The organism is Pseudomonas sp. TH37 (assembly GCF_016650735.1).
In the GTDB taxonomy this organism is placed as follows: Bacteria; Pseudomonadota; Gammaproteobacteria; order Pseudomonadales; family Pseudomonadaceae; genus Aquipseudomonas; species Aquipseudomonas farris.
This window is the reverse complement of the sequence record NZ_JAEKFD010000005.1, coordinates 187396-202383: the sequence shown is the minus strand read 5'-3', so window position 1 is coordinate 202383 and position 14988 is coordinate 187396. Positions and strand designations below refer to the sequence as shown.

The 14988-nt window shown below is 59.0% G+C and carries 11 protein-coding genes; 5 read left to right on the top strand and 6 right to left on the bottom strand.

Annotated elements, in window-relative coordinates; genetic code table 11:
• Positions 1-3 precede the first annotated feature (3 nt).
• On the top strand, positions 4-675 hold the full coding sequence (locus JFU11_RS15315) for a GNAT family protein (RefSeq protein ID WP_052966078.1): 672 nt from the start codon (positions 4-6) through the stop codon (positions 673-675).
• A gap of 121 nt (positions 676-796) precedes the next feature.
• On the opposite strand, the gene JFU11_RS15310 is transcribed toward JFU11_RS15315, so the two are convergent.
• Positions 797-1696, bottom strand: coding sequence for a homocysteine S-methyltransferase family protein (locus JFU11_RS15310; RefSeq protein WP_123720320.1), 900 nt, complete (start codon positions 1694-1696; stop codon positions 797-799).
• 111 nt (positions 1697-1807) lie between these two features.
• On the opposite strand from JFU11_RS15310, the gene JFU11_RS15305 reads away from it, so the two are divergent.
• The 3 genes from JFU11_RS15305 (at position 1808) to JFU11_RS15295 (ending at position 5985) form a co-directional block, all read left to right on the top strand.
• Complete coding sequence (locus tag JFU11_RS15305; protein WP_201061136.1) at positions 1808-2629, top strand: ABC transporter substrate-binding protein; 822 nt, start codon at positions 1808-1810, stop codon at positions 2627-2629.
• The gene (locus JFU11_RS15300; protein WP_052966075.1) at positions 2626-3462 is read left to right on the top strand and encodes an amino acid ABC transporter permease; all 837 of its coding nucleotides are present in this window, start codon (positions 2626-2628) and stop codon (positions 3460-3462) included. The genes JFU11_RS15305 and JFU11_RS15300 overlap by 4 nt, the downstream gene beginning before the upstream one ends.
• Before the next feature lie 318 nt (positions 3463-3780).
• A complete protein-coding gene (locus JFU11_RS15295) occupies positions 3781-5985 on the top strand; it encodes an autotransporter outer membrane beta-barrel domain-containing protein (RefSeq protein ID WP_201061134.1) in 2205 nt (734 codons plus the stop codon).
• A 234-nt stretch (positions 5986-6219) separates the two neighbouring features.
• Here the strand turns inward: JFU11_RS15295 and oadA are convergent, their stop codons facing one another.
• Positions 6220-8043, bottom strand: coding sequence for a sodium-extruding oxaloacetate decarboxylase subunit alpha (gene oadA / locus JFU11_RS15290; RefSeq protein ID WP_123720139.1), 1824 nt, complete (start codon positions 8041-8043; stop codon positions 6220-6222).
• 11 nt (positions 8044-8054) lie between these two features.
• A complete protein-coding gene (locus tag JFU11_RS15285; protein WP_007896523.1) occupies positions 8055-9470 on the bottom strand; it encodes an acetyl-CoA carboxylase biotin carboxylase subunit in 1416 nt (471 codons plus the stop codon).
• A gap of 190 nt (positions 9471-9660) precedes the next feature.
• Here JFU11_RS15285 and JFU11_RS15280 point away from each other — a divergent pair, with 190 nt between their 5' ends.
• Positions 9661-10623 (top strand): LysR family transcriptional regulator, encoded by a 963-nt coding sequence (locus JFU11_RS15280; protein WP_123357128.1) that lies wholly within the window; start codon positions 9661-9663, stop codon positions 10621-10623.
• On the opposite strand, the gene JFU11_RS15275 is transcribed toward JFU11_RS15280, so the two are convergent.
• From JFU11_RS15275 to JFU11_RS15265, 3 genes are all read right to left on the bottom strand, one after another.
• Positions 10565-10777: a hypothetical protein gene (locus JFU11_RS15275; protein WP_123357127.1), complete on the bottom strand. Its 213-nt coding sequence runs from the start codon at positions 10775-10777 to the stop codon at positions 10565-10567. The genes JFU11_RS15280 and JFU11_RS15275 overlap by 59 nt on opposite strands.
• Positions 10778-11027: 250 nt before the next feature.
• Complete coding sequence (gene hexR, locus JFU11_RS15270; protein WP_007896526.1) at positions 11028-11894, bottom strand: transcriptional regulator HexR; 867 nt, start codon at positions 11892-11894, stop codon at positions 11028-11030.
• Positions 11895-12063: 169 nt separating this feature from the next.
• Positions 12064-14937: an EAL domain-containing protein gene (locus tag JFU11_RS15265; RefSeq protein WP_123720138.1), complete on the bottom strand. Its 2874-nt coding sequence runs from the start codon at positions 14935-14937 to the stop codon at positions 12064-12066.
• Positions 14938-14988 lie beyond the last annotated feature (51 nt).

Sequence of the window (14988 nt, the reverse complement as noted above, 5' to 3'; positions counted from 1 at the left end):
AGCATGTCGACTTCACTCGCGGACTGGAAAGGTGTTCCGCCACCCTCGGTTCAACTGATCGAAGGGCGTTTCATCCGCCTGGAAAAACTTGACCCGGCGCGTCACGCCGACGGCTTGTGGAAAGCCCTCGAAGGCCCGGGCTCGGATCCGAAACTCTGGGACTATTTGCCCTATGGTCCATTCCCGGAGCGCAGCGCTTTCAACGATTGGCTGAACAACCATGCGGCCAACAGCGACCCGTATTTCTTCACGGTGATCGACCGCGCCAGCGGCGACGTGCAGGGTATCCTCAGCCTGATGTCGATAGTCCCTTCCCAGGGCCGCATCGAGATCGGCCATGTGACCTTCGGCGCACCGATGCAGCGTTCGCCAAAGAGCACCGAAGCGGTTTACCTGCTGGCCAGGGAATCCTTTGCCTTGGGTTATCGGCGTCTGGAATGGAAATGCAACAACGGCAATGCCCGCTCCAAATATGCGGCAGAGCGGTTGGGGTTCAGTTTTGAAGGGGTGTTCCGTCAGCACATGGTGGTCAAGGGTCAGAACCGTGACACGGCGTGGTATTCGATTCTGGATTCGGAATGGCCAGCGATTGGCGCGGGGTTCGAGCGGTGGCTGTCCGATGAGAACCAGACGGAATCGGGGCAGGTGAAAACTCTGGTTGAGTGCCGCCAGTAATCTTCGGCGCCCGGACGGACGCTATCGCGAGCAGGCTCGCTCCCACATTGGATCGTTGTCGAACACAATATACGTGTTCACTGAAGATCTAGTGTGGGAGCGAGCCTGCTCGCGAATGGCATCACGCTAACTTCTGGGCCAACACCGCAATATGCTCCGGCCCGATCCCGCAGCAACCGCCCAAATGGCTGGCCCCACGCTTCTGCCAATCGGCCGCCCATTGCAGATAACCCGGTGGGTCGAGATCGTCGCGCAACGGGTCCAGACCGTCATTGGCCGTGGCCTCTTTCGGCTGCGGCGGGAAGGCATTGGCGTACGCGCCGATGTGAATCTTCACCCCCAAGCGTTCGAAGGTTTCCCGCGTCGCATCAATCGCAGCGCCGATCACTTCTGGCTGGCTGCAGTTGAACAGCAAAGTTTCGACGCCCAACTCAGCCGCCACCGCGGCAGCCTCAGCCACGGGCTCACCGGAACGCAGACGCGGCACTTCGTCAGTGTCTTCATCCTTCAAGGTAAACGACAGCCAGAACGGCTTGCCGTCCTTCGGCAGTCCGGCATGGATCGCCCGGGCCTCGATAATCGAGCTCTGGGTTTCGGCCAGCCACAGGTCGACATGAGGCGCCAGGCCATTGACCAGAGGCGTCAGCAGCTCAGTTACCCGCGCGGCATCAAACAGGTCCGGGCGATAGGAGCCGAACAACGGCGGCAATGAACCGGCCACGCGCACCGGTTTGCCCGCCGCATCGACTGCACGACGGGCCAGCTCACCAGCCAATGCCGCGAGCGCCTGACCCTCAGCGGCAAAACGCTCTTCGCCAATATGGAACGGCACCACCGCATAACTGTTGCTAGTGATCACGTTGGCACCGCTTTCGATATAAGCCGCGTGCACGGCCTCCACAGCTTGCGGCGCTTCGCTTAAAGCTAGCGCGGACCATTCAGGCTGCCTGAACGGCGCCCCTCGGCGTTGCAGCTCACGACCCATGCCGCCATCCAGAATTACCGTGCTGCCTGCGCCCATATTCTTTTCACTCATAAGCTTATGAAAATAACTCACTATCAGAGTCCTTCTTATAACTATTTAATACGCACCACCCGGTTAATAACAACCTCTTTTTTTCAGGGATCAACTGTGAAATTTCAACCACTGCTGGCCCTGGGCCTGACGATTTTGGCTACCTCTACCCAAGCCTTTGCGGGCGCCACTCTGGATCGCATCGAGCAAAAGAAAGAACTGGTGGGTGTGTTGATGGAAAGCTATCCACCCTTCTCGTTCCTCAACGATCAAAATCAGCTCGATGGTTTCGACGTCGACGTGGCCAAGGCCGTGGCGGACAAACTGGGCGTCAAGCTGCGCCTCGAAACGCCGTCCTGGGATGTGATCGCCGCCGGTCGCTGGAGCGGGCGTTATGACATCTGCATCTGCTCCATGACCCCGAGCAAGGCCCGCGCCGAAGTCTTCGACTTCCCGGTCGAGTACTACGCCTCCCCTGCCGTGATCGTGGTCAACGCCACGAACGACAGCATTCACAGCGCCAAGGACCTGAGCGGTAAAAAAGTCGGCCTCACCAGCGCCTCGAGCTATGAAAGCTACCTGAACAAAAACCTGGTGATCGAAGGCGCCGAAGACACCCAATTGCAGTACCCGTTCGAGAATGTGCAGATCGCCCCGTATGACACCGACAACGTCGCGTTCCAGGATTTGGGCCTGGGCGCTGGCGTACGTCTGGATGCGATTCTCACCAACCTGGTGACCGCGCAACCACGCCTGAACGAAGACAAGCGCTTCAAGCTCGCCGGTGAGCCGCTGTACTCGGAGCCGAACTCGGTGGCCATCGAAAAAGGCGACGCCCAGTGGGACGCCAAAGTACGTGATGTGTTTGCCCAGCTGAAACAGGACGGCACCTTGAGCAAGCTGTCGCAAAAATGGATCGGCGCCGACATCAGCAAATGACTTCTTTCCCCAAACCACCTCAGCCGCCGCAACCAGTGGCTGAGTCATTACTGCAACGGGTCTTCGGCTTCCGTACTCGGCTGTATCTGACCTGGGCGGCGATGTTCGGCTTGTTCGCGAGTTTCTTCCTGAGCTTCGACCTGAAGTTCTCGATCATCCTCGACAAACTGCCGAACCTGATCGGCCTGCACCTGGCGCCCAACGGCTTTCTGCAAGGCGCAGCGCTGACGTTGTTCTTGTGCCTGTGCTCAATCGTGACGTCATCGCTGCTGGGCTTCATCACGGCTTTGGCTCGACTGTCGAAAAGTGCGGTGGCGTTCGGTATCGCGAGCTTCTATGCCTCGTTCTTTCGCGGCACACCGCTGCTGATTCAGATCCTGCTGATCTACCTCGGCCTGCCACAACTCGGCATTGTGCCCGGCGCCATTGCCGCCGGCATCATCGCCCTGTCGCTGAACTACGGCGCCTACCTGAGCGAAATCTTCCGCGCCGGCATCCTCGGCGTCCCCCATGGCCAACGCGAAGCATCATTGGCCCTGGGCATGCGCGAAACCGTGATCTTCTGGCGCGTCACCCTGCCCCAGGCCATGCGCACCATCATCCCGCCCACCACCAACCAGTTCATCTCCATGCTCAAGGACTCATCACTGATTTCGGTGATGGGGGTTTGGGAAGTGATGTTCCTGGCGCAATCGTATGGGCGCTCGAGCTATCGCTATATCGAGATGCTCACGACGGCGGCGATTATTTATTGGTTGATGTCGATTGGATTGGAGCTGATTCAGGCGCGGATGGAGCGGCATTACGGGAAGGCGTATTTGAGCCGTAGCTAGGTTAAAAGCCAAAAGATCGCAGCCTTCGGCAGCTCCTACCGGGTGTACGTCGACCCGAAGTAGGAGCTGCCGAAGGCTGCGATCTTTTGATCTTTAATGTGCAGCAGATACGTTTTCGTCAATGCGATAGCCCCCGTATCTTGATTCGATGTAAGAAAAAGCATCAGCGCGAACAGATAAAATCAGCCGGTTTCAAGCGGCTGGCCATTTTCTACACAACCATCTGACACTCCCCGCAAGCCCGTCGGAAGCAGCTGACATCGGCACCTATAGCCTCCCTCTTAGAGTTTGGCCTCTATTCAAGAGAGGCTGTACTCGATGCCCGTTCAATACAAATACAAACCTCAACACCTTGTTCTCGCCATTGCGATTGCAATCGGTTGTGCAGAAACGTCCCTGGCCGAGCAATTGACAACTCAGGCCGACTCCAATGCGAAACCCACCAAAACCCGAAAAAAAATCACCAAACCTGTCGCCCCCACCGCAAATCGGTTTGAAGACATCGAACCCATCGGTCCGCTTGAGCTTACAGCCCGGCCAGCGGCCCCACCGAGCGAAGATCAGACAACTCTGTCGGCCGCGCCAAAACCTGTCAGTGCTGCAATCGAGTTCGACGATGACTTCTATGAAGCCCTCGCGCTCCCCGAACCCTCCGCGACAGAAGAAGCAGTCGTAACAGCCGAAAGGAACCCTTTCGACGACTTCCAGAATGCCTACACCACTCAGCACACAATCCCTTCAAAGCCCTTCGAAAACATTAACGGCGTCTCGTTGCAGCTGGGAGAGGCCGACGACCTGCTCGTGATCAACGACGGCATCCGATGGGACGGCCGTATAGACGGGGGTGCAGGGAAAAACGGCTTGCTGCTGAACGCCACCGAAGGCGGTGAGATTGGTGAAACAAGTAACTTTGAAGGTGTACGCGTAGCCCGCGGCGTCTGGACGCTAAGCCATGATTTCAACGGCACTGCCGAGGTCAAGGCCCGAGCCACTCTGTTGAACAACGGCTCGATAAAGGGTGATGCCTATGTCGACCAAGGTGCACTCTTTGCCGGTAAGGGCGACGTTGAAAATCTGTACGTGGACGGCAGGCTGCTTGTCAGAAAAGATAGTGCCCCCACCGTCAGGGGTGACCTGGAGTTATCCGAAGGCGCGGCTATCGACTACATCGTGTCGGCCACCGAAGGCGCCTCAGCGCTTTCGGTTGAGGGTACGGCCACACTGGGTAACGCAGGTTTGAATGTTATTGGTCTGCCCGGTAACTACGCCCAAAGCACCGTCCACACCGTGCTGAATGCCGGCAAGATTGAAGGTGAGTTCGGACGAGTCAGCAACAATCTGGCGTTCATGACACCGAAAGTTTCCTACAGTGACACTCAAGTGACCCTGACCTATACGCGCAATGACGTGCCGCTCGAGAAGTTTGCCACCTCTGCCAGCGGGCAGGCCCTGGCCCGCAGTGTGGACACCTCCAAGACCATGACCGCCAACGCTGCCATCAACGCGCTGCTGGCCAGCAACAAGACCACTGCCTCCGTTGCTATTGAACAATTGACCGCAAGTAGCAACGCCAACCTCGCAAAGGCCACTTTAAGCAGTGTCAGCCCCGTCAGCGCCAGCATGCTCTCCGCTATGCGCCAGCTGGATAACGGCACGGGCGCTTTCTCCAACAAAGCTCCACGCGTTGCCACTGGTAGTGAAAATAGCAGCCGCGTCTGGCTTCAGGCATTGGGCCATGGCGGCAAAGTCGAGAACGACTTCGACAACACGCTGAAGCATTCCACCCAAGGCCTGGTTCTGGGCGCCGACTGGCGGCTCGATCAGCAATGGCATGTCGGGGTGATGGGCGGAAAATCACAGACGAAACTCGATGCCCGGCAATTCGATGGCGATCTCGACAGTTGGCACCTGGGTGCTTATGCGGTGCGCCAGGACGGCCCGTTGACGCTGCGTCTCGGTGCGACCTTCGACAACCATGAAGGCAGCAGCAAACGTCGGGTCGCGTTCAACGGATTCAGCGACCGTCTCAAAGGCAGTTATGACGCCAACACCCAACAAGCCTTCGCCGAAGCGGGCTTCAACCTGGGCCGCAACAATGTGACCATAGAGCCATTCGCCAGTGTCGGTTATCAACGCTACCAGCGTGAAAACCACACCGAAAAAGGAGGGGATGCAGCGCTGAAAGTCTATGGGCAAACCCAGGACAACTTAAGCAGCACCTTCGGCCTGCGCGCGGCGAAGCTGAACACACTGGACAACGGCATGCACCTGACACCGCGATTCAGCGCCGGCTGGAAACACATCTATGGCGAGCTCGACAGCGAAACGCGCCAACAGCTGGTCAAGGGCGGGAAACGTTTCGACATCGCCGGGGCAGCGTTTGATCGCGACAGCCTGTCGCTTGATGCCGGGCTCGACCTGGGACTCTCGGCCAACCACACGCTGGGTGTAGGCATCACTGGAGAGATCGGCACTGACAGTCGCAATCATGGCGTAATGGGGCAGTGGCGGATGGCGCTCTGACGAAATCGCCTCGTCCTCACTGATTCAGCACAGTTCCTTGTGGGAGCGTGGCTTGCCCGCGAAGAATGCACCGCGGTTTTTCAGGTATTACGCGTCATCGTTCTTCGCGGGCAAGCCTCGCTCCCACAGGTTCTCTTTTAACTTACCGGAATTGGGAAGGCCCAAACTCCGGGCGAAAAAAAAGGGGAGCACATGCCCCCCCGAGGTTTAAAACGGTATATCGAGGCTGTTAACTCAGCCTTCGATCTCGATCAGAATCTCGCCCGGGTTCACCCGGTCGCCCTTGGCCACGTGGATGGCGGTGACTTTGCCGGCGATGGCCGATTGGACTTCGGTTTCCATCTTCATCGCTTCGGTGATCAGCACGGCTTGGCCGGCTTTCACGGTGTCGCCTTCCTTGACCAGCACATCGACGATGTTGCCTGGCATGGTGGTGCTGACGTGGCCCGGTGCAGTGGCTTGCTTGCGCTTGCTGCTACCGCCGCTGACGAATTCGTTGAGTGGTTCGAACACCACTTCTTCCGGCATGCCGTCGATGGACAGATAGAAGTGGCGCTTGCCTTCCGACTTGACGCCGACACCGGTGATGTCGACGCGGTAGGTTTCGCCGTGAACGTCGATGACGAACTCGGTCGGCACGCCTTCGCCGCCGGCCGACGCCACGCCGCCCGCTTCCGGAATTGGCAACAGCACCTCTGGTGTGAGGGTGCCGGCTGCGCGTTCTTCGAGGAACTTGCGGCCGATGTCCGGGAACATGGCGTAGGTCAGCACGTCTTCTTCAGACTTGGCCACGGCGCCGATTTCGGCACGCAGCTTGGTCATTTCCGGCTTGAGCAGGTCAGCTGGACGGACGTCGATCACTTCTTCGCTGCCGATCGCCTGACGACGCAGTTTTTCGTTCACGGTGCCCGGCGCTTTGCCGTAGCCGCCTTGCAGGTAGAGCTTCACTTCGTTGGTGATGGTCTTGTAGCGCTCGCCGGCCAGCACGTTGAAGAACGCCTGGGTGCCAACGATCTGCGAGGTCGGGGTCACCAGCGGCGGGAAGCCGAGGTCTTCACGAACGCGCGGGATCTCCGCCAGCACTTCGCTCATGCGGTTCAGCGCGCCCTGCTCTTTCAACTGGTTAGCCAGGTTGGAAATCATCCCGCCCGGTACCTGGTTGACTTGAACACGGGTATCGACGGCGGTGAACTCGCTTTCGAACTGGTGGTACTTCTTGCGCACGGCGTAGAAGTACAAGCCGATTTCCTGCAGCAGTTCCAGGTTCAGGCCGGTGTCGTACTCGCTGCCTTTAAGAGCAGCGACCATCGATTCGGTGCCTGGATGGCTGGTACCGGAAGCGAAGCTGGAGATCGCGGTGTCAATGTGATCGGCGCCGTTTTCGATGGCCTTGAGTTGGCACATCGTGGCCATGCCAGCGGTGTCGTGCGAGTGAATGAACACAGGCAGCGATTGCTCGGATTTCAATGCCTTGACCAGTTCGCCAGTGGCGTACGGGGTCAACAGGCCGGCCATGTCTTTGATCGCCACGGAATCACATCCCATGGCTTCCATTTGCCTGGCTTGCGCCACGAACGCGTCAATGGTGTGCACTGGGCTAGTGGTGTAGGCGATGGTGCCCTGAGCGTGTTTGCCGGCAGCCTTCACCGCTTCGATGGCAACTCGCAGGTTACGCACGTCGTTCATCGCGTCGAAAATGCGGAACACGTCGATGCCGTTGACCGCAGCCTTGGCAACGAAGGCTTTGACCACGTCGTCGCTGTAGTGGCGGTAGCCCAGCAGGTTCTGGCCACGCAGGAGCATTTGCAGACGCGTGTTAGGCAAGGCCGCGCGCAGTTGGCGCAGACGCTCCCACGGGTCTTCTTTCAGGAAGCGTACGCAGGCGTCGAAGGTCGCGCCGCCCCAGCATTCCAGCGACCAGTAGCCGACTTTGTCGAGCTTGTCGCAGATAGGCAGCATGTCTTCGGTGCGCATGCGGGTGGCGAGCAGCGATTGGTGGGCGTCGCGCAGGATTGTGTCGGTAACGTGTATCTTTTTAGAATCAGGGGTCTTGGACATTGGAATATTCCTCACAGGCCTGCGTGGGCGGCGATGGCGGCGGCGATGGCCAGGGCCAGCTCTTCGGGTTTGCGCTTGATCGAGTAGTTGGTCAGTTCAGGGTGGCTTTCAACGAAGCTTGTGTTGAACTGGCCGCTACGGAATTCCGGGTTACGCAGGATTTCCTGGTAGTACGCGGCAGTGGTCTTGACCCCTTGCAGACGCATGTCGTCAAGGGCACGCAAGCCACGGTCCATCGCTTCTTCCCAGGTCAGCGCCCAGACCACCAGTTTCAGGCACATCGAGTCGTAGAACGGCGGAATGGTGTAGCCGGTATAGATCGCTGTGTCGGTGCGCACGCCAGGACCGCCGGGCGCGTAGTAACGGGTGATCTTGCCGAAGCTCGGCAGGAAGTTGTTTTTCGGGTCTTCGGCGTTGATCCGGAACTGCAGCGCGAAACCGCGGTGCTGGATGTCTTCCTGTTTCACCGAAAGCGGCAGGCCGGACGCGATGCGAATCTGCTCGCGAACAATGTCGATGCCGGTGATTTCTTCTGTGATGGTGTGTTCCACCTGCACCCGGGTGTTCATCTCCATGAAGTACACCTCGCCCTCGGCGAGCAGGAACTCCACGGTGCCGGCGTTCTCGTAACCCACAGCCTTGGCCGCGCGCACCGACAGGTCGCCGATGTAGGCGCGCTGTTCCGGGGTCAGTTGCGGGCTCGGAGCGATCTCGATCAGCTTCTGGTTGCGACGCTGGATCGAGCAATCACGCTCGAACAGGTGCACCACGTTGCCAAAGCTGTCGCCGAGAATCTGCGCTTCGATGTGTTTCGGATTGACGATGCATTTTTCCAGGAACACTTCTGCCGAACCGAAAGCCTTGGTGGCTTCGGAAATGACCCGTGGAAAGGCTTGTTCGAGTTCTTCGCGACTGTTGCAGCGACGAATGCCGCGACCGCCACCGCCGGATGTGGCCTTGAGCATCACCGGGTAACCGATGCGGTCACCTTCGGTCAGGGCTTCTTCGATGCCCGACACGTTGCCTTCGGTGCCCGGGGTGACCGGTACGCCAGCCTTGATCATGCTGCGGCGAGCTTCGGTCTTGTCGCCCATGCGGCGAATCACTTCAGCCGATGGACCAATGAATTTGATACCGCGTTCGGCGCAGATGTCCGCCAGCTCGGCATTTTCCGAAAGGAAGCCGTAACCGGGGTGCAACGCATCGCAACCGGTTTCCACCGCCAGGTTCACCAGCTTGCGCGGGTTCAGATAGCCGGCCAGTGGTTCAGCACCGATGCTGTGGGCCTCGTCCGCACGCTTCACATGCAAGGCATGGCGGTCGGCGTCGGAATAGATCGCGACCGAGCGAATGCCCATTTCGGCGCAGGCACGCACGATTCGTACGGCAATCTCACCACGGTTGGCGATCAGGATCTTTTTTATCACTTGGAGGTTCCCTTGAGCCGGTGGTACTCACGACCTGTCAAACCAGGTCGACGCGTGACCAAATGTTTCAATTCAGTCGCAGCTCCACACTAGCCTTCGCAAGGGATTAACAAAAATGAATAATAATTGGGTTACACATAAGCAAAGACTTATAGTTGAGGCATCAGCCTCCGCTCAGGATCTCTAGAAAATGCGTAAGTCATTGATGCGTATGACATTGCGTCAATTGCAGATCTTCAATGAGGTGTGCGACTTAAGGTCCTACAGCCGCGCTGCCGACGAAATGTCTCTCACACAACCTGCCGTGAGCCTACAGATTCGTCAACTCGAAGAGCTGATCGGCCAACCTTTATTCGATTACGTCGGCAAAAAACTCTACATGACCGAGGCGGCCGAAGCACTGCAGCGCGCCAGTCGGGACATTTTCGGGCGCCTGGAAAACCTCGATATGCAGCTGTCGGACATGCAAGGCTCATTGCAGGGTCAGCTGAAGCTGGCGGTGGAATCCAGCGCCAAGTATTTCGTGCCGCACCTGTTTGCCGCCTTCAAACGCCAGCATCCCGAAGTGAACCTGCACTTGACCGTGGTCAACCGTGGCCAGGTCATCCGGCGCCTGTCGGATAACCGTGATGACTTGGTGATCATGTCGATGGTCCCACAAGACATGGGGCTGGAATTCCTGCCGTTCCTCAACAATCCGATTGTCGCTGTAGCACCGCCGGATCATCCGCTGTGCCATATGGGACCGTTGCGCTTGCAGGATCTGGAACCCTACACGCTGCTGTTGCGCGAACCCGGTTCCGGTACACGATTGGCGTGCGACGAGTATTTCAAAGAGAAACGCGTGCACTTCACCCAGACCCAGGAGGTCGCCTCGGCCGAAGCTCAGCGTGAATGCGTATTGGCGGGTCTGGGCCTGGCGCTGTTGACGCGCCACGCCCTGAACCTTGAGTTGGCGACCGGCGCCCTGATTGAGCTGCCGGTCGAAGAGCTGCCGCTGTTCCGTAGCTGGTGCCTGGTGCAGGCCAAGGCCAAACGGCTATCGCCGGTGGCCCACGCATTCCTTGCGTTTATCCGCAGCGAACGGGCGCAGATCAGCGCGTTGGTTGAGCGTTTCGACGGGAAGCTACCGGTGCTGCCTGCCAATAGTTGAGTTCGAGGTCTTCAGGAAAATCGCCAATTTCGGCCAGTAGCTGACGGCGTTCGCAGCGGTCTTCGATGGCGCGGCGAAATTCCATGCGGCGCTGATCTTCTTGCTGACGACGGGTTTTGACGGCGCTGTTGCGTTCTTCGTAGGGCTGAGCCATTTCGAGTCTCCCAAGGCGAGTACGGGAGTTACAAGATAGGTGCGAGGGATGACGGTTTGGCGGCGGGAGGGTTACAGACGTGTGAACATTGGCAGATGACAGGGGTGTTTTTGAGGACGCCTTCGCGGGCAAGCCCGCTCCCACAGGGATCGATGGTGTTCACTCATTCTATGCAACACAGCCGATCCTTGTGGGAGCGGGCTTGCCCGCGAAAAGGTCGGAACGACCTTCCGGCAATGTCAGATCGGGCTCAATCGTCCAGCGCTTTTACTGACTTGGGCGACAGCCGCAAGCTGCGAAGGCTGCGCTTGACGCTTTTCAGGTGATTGACCAGGCTCGGACCGCGGGCCATGGCCACGCCCATCGCCAGCACATCGATCACCACCAGGTGCGCAATGCGCGACGTCAGCGGCGTGTAGATTTCGGTGTCTTCATGCACGTCGATCGCCAGGTTGACGGTCGACAGCTCAGCCAACGGTGTCTGGCTCGGGCACAAAGTGATCAACGAAGCGCCGCTTTCGCGCACAAGGTTGGCCGTGATCAACAGGTCCTTGGAACGCCCCGACTGGGAAATGCAGATCGCCACGTCGCTCGGCTTCAGGGTGACCGCCGACATCGCCTGCATGTGCGGGTCGGAATACGCCGCTGCAGTCAGCAGCAAACGGAAGAACTTGTGCTGGGCATCCGCCGCCACTGCGCCCGAAGCACCGAATCCATAGAACTCGACACGCTGGGCCTGAGACATCAGCGACACCGCCCTCTGCAACTCCACCGGATCGAGTTTCTCGCGAACCTCCATCAGGGTGTGCAGGGTGGTGTCGAAGATCTTCAGGCTGTAGTCGGCGACCGAATCATCTTCATGGATCGCGAACTGCCCGAAACTCGCGCCGGCCGCCAGGCTCTGCGCCAGTTTCAACTTCAAATCCTGAAACCCGGAGCAACCGATGGCGCGGCAAAACCGCACGATGGTCGGCTCGCTGATGCCCACGCTGTGGGCCAGGTCGGCCATGGAACTGTGCATCACCGCCGCAGGGTCAAGCAGCACGTGGTCGGCGACCTTGAGCTCCGACTTGCGTAACAGGTGGCGTGACTGGGCGATGTGTTGCAGCAGATTCAAAGGGGTGGACTCTTTGTTATTGGCAGGCGCCGGGGATGTAGCACGCTTGTAGTTATACTACATGAATCGGCTTTTTGCCTGCTCAATGCGTAACTCAATGTCCCCATTTCATGCGACATGCACTCCATGTAGCCCTCTCGGTCGTTGTAGCAGCTGGCGAAGCCTGCAGCTACAAAGGGTTGGCGTCGCGACGTAAAAGCTCGGCCAGGTCGGCGGCTTCAACAGGACGGCTGACCCAATAGCCCTGCACTTCATCGCAGCGCTCGGTCTTCAGAAACTCCAGCTGCTCCGGTCGCTCGACGCCTTCAGCCACCACTTTCAGCGACAGACCATGGGCCATGGCGATGATCGCCCGGGTGATCGCCGCATCCTCGCTGCTCTCCCCCAGACCGCGGATAAATGCCTGATCGATTTTCACGTAGTCCACGGGGATGCGCTTGAGATAGCTGAGAGACGAATAGCCAGTGCCAAAATCGTCGATTGCCAGTTTCACCCCAAGGTCGCGCAACTGCTGGAAGGTCGCAATGATGTGCTCGACGCTGTCCAGCAACTGGCTTTCGGTGAGTTCCAGTTCCAGGTAATGCGGCGCCAGACCGGTTTCCTCCAGCACCTGGCGCACCAGGCTGACCAGTTTTCCCTGACGCAGTTGATGCACCGACAGGTTGACCGACACCCGAATCGGCTCCAGTCCCTGACGCTGCCATTCACAAGCTTGCCAACAGGCCTGGCGCAAAACGAACTCGCCGATAGCGCCGATCAGCCCGGTTTCCTCGGCCAGACCGATGAAATCCCCCGGCGGTACCTGGCCCAGGGTCGGGTGATTCCAGCGTACCAACGCCTCGGCGGCATTCAGCCGGCCGGTGGCGAGGCAGAGTTTCGGTTGATAAAACACTTTCAGCTGCTTTTCTTCGATGGCTTTGCGCAACTGGTTCTCGAGCTGCAAACGCTCGAGCGTGCTGGCTTGCAGGCTGTCTGTATAGAACTGGAAGTTGTTGCCGCCCAAGTGTTTGGCATGCTGCATGGCCATGTTCGACTGGCTGACCAGCGCGGAAATCTCCCGCGCGGTGTCCGGCAACAGGCTGATGCCCATGGACGCGCTCACCACCAATTCATGCCCCTCGACGGTGACTGGCAAACGCAGCTTGGCCGACAATCGGGTCGCTACGCGCGCCAGGCTCGACAGGTTGCCATAGGCATCGAACAGCACCGCAAATTCATCGCCGGACAACCGGGCAATGGTGTCCGCTTCCGGCAGCGCATTGACCAGGCGGCGGGACATTTTCTGCAACAGTTCATCGGCGATTTCGTGGCCGAGGCTATCGTTGAGCAGCTTGAAACGGTCCAGATTGATGTGCAGCAACGCCAGGCTGCGCCGACCGCCCTGACGCACCCGCTGATGAGCCTCGCGCAGCCGTTCGCGGAACAACGAACGGTTGGCCAATCCTGTGAGTTCGTCGTAATGGGTGAGGTAGCGCATGCGCTCTTCGGATTCACGTCGAGCGGATAGATCGGCGAAGAAGCCGACAATATGACTCACATTTCCCCGCGCATCGCGCACGGCATTCAATTGCAGCCATTGCGGATACAACTCGCCATTCTTGCGCGTTTCGACCAACTCACCTTGCCAACTACCGTGCTGTTCCAGCGCCTGATGAATCGCGGTGTAATGCCGGCGGGCATCGCGGCTGCAGGGCAAATCGACCACGTTGCGCCCGAGCATGTCGTCGATGTCGTAGCCGGTCACTCGGCTGAAGGCCTGATTGACGGCAATCAGCGCGTAATTCGGGTCGAAAATCACAATGCCTTCGCTGGCCGCCTCGAACACTGTCGCCGCCAGTTGGCGCTGTTCTTCCAGGCCCTTGCTGGCGCTGATATCGCGGCGGGTACCGACCATGCGGATCACCCGGCCGTTCTCGGCGCGCTCCACCGCTCGACCACGGTCCTCGATCCAGACCCAATGGCCATCGCCATGCCGTACCCGATACTCGATCTGATAATCCTCGCTGCGACCCTTCAAATGCTCGACCAGCGCCCGCTTCAGCGATGGCAAGTCGTCGGGGTGCAGCCTGGGCTTGAGGTGGCGGAGCATGGCTGTCACGAATTCCGGCTCCAGGCCAAACAGCTCCTGGAGTTGGGTGTGATGGACTTCGTCTGTCTGCAGGTTCCAGTCCCACAGCCCGAGTTCGCTCGCCTTCAACGCCAGCGCCAGCCGCGCTTCGCTCTTGCTCAAGGCCTGGTTGGCGGCGTCCAGCTCCAGACTGCGTTGGGCAACCCGATTTTCGAGGTCGACCTGAGTTTCACGTAATTCGTCTTCGGCGCGGCGACGCTGGTCGATTTCCTTGGCCAGTTCGTGGTTGAGCTGATCGCTGCGACTTTGCGCCTGCTGCAAATGCTCGATCAGGGCCTGATTTTGAAAGCGTCGCAGCAGCCCTTGGTTAATCAGCCGATTGACCTGCCAGGCGACCACGCTCAACGAACCCAGCAAAATCAGGCCAAACCAGCCCCAGCCCTGTTCTTGCTCATCGCCGCCCCAGAACAGATAGCCGATGGCCGGCAATAGACAGGGCAAGGTAAAGGACAGAAAAGCCGGCAGGCTGACGGCATAAGCGACGCTGGCCGAGAGGGCCGCGGCGCCGATCAGGCCGAACACCCAGGCTTGCTGCATGAAATTGTCAGCGGGCACTAACGCGATGCCAGCACCGGCCAGGGTCAGGCCAGTCATGGCAGAACCAAGCATGAACATGCGACGCCAGACCGGATGAGCCTGACGGTTGGGAATCGCCGAATCGAAGGCTGCGACCTGAATCACCCGCAACGCCACCAGCGACAATAACCAGATCAACCAGACGCTGACCACGAAGTAACGCTGTGGGCTCCAGAGCAAGCCGGCGCACACCAGACCGTTGATCAGCATGAACAGCGTAGGCAACAGCGAGCCTTGGTACAGCAGGCGCGTGCGTTCGACCGCCATTTCCATGGCGTACTGCTTGCGGATAACCCGGGGCTCCACAGAGGGGCCCGACAGGTCGGAGCTGAGGGTCATAGGCAATGTTCTTGTTCTTATAGTGAGCATGCGAGCCCGAATTGTGCACGG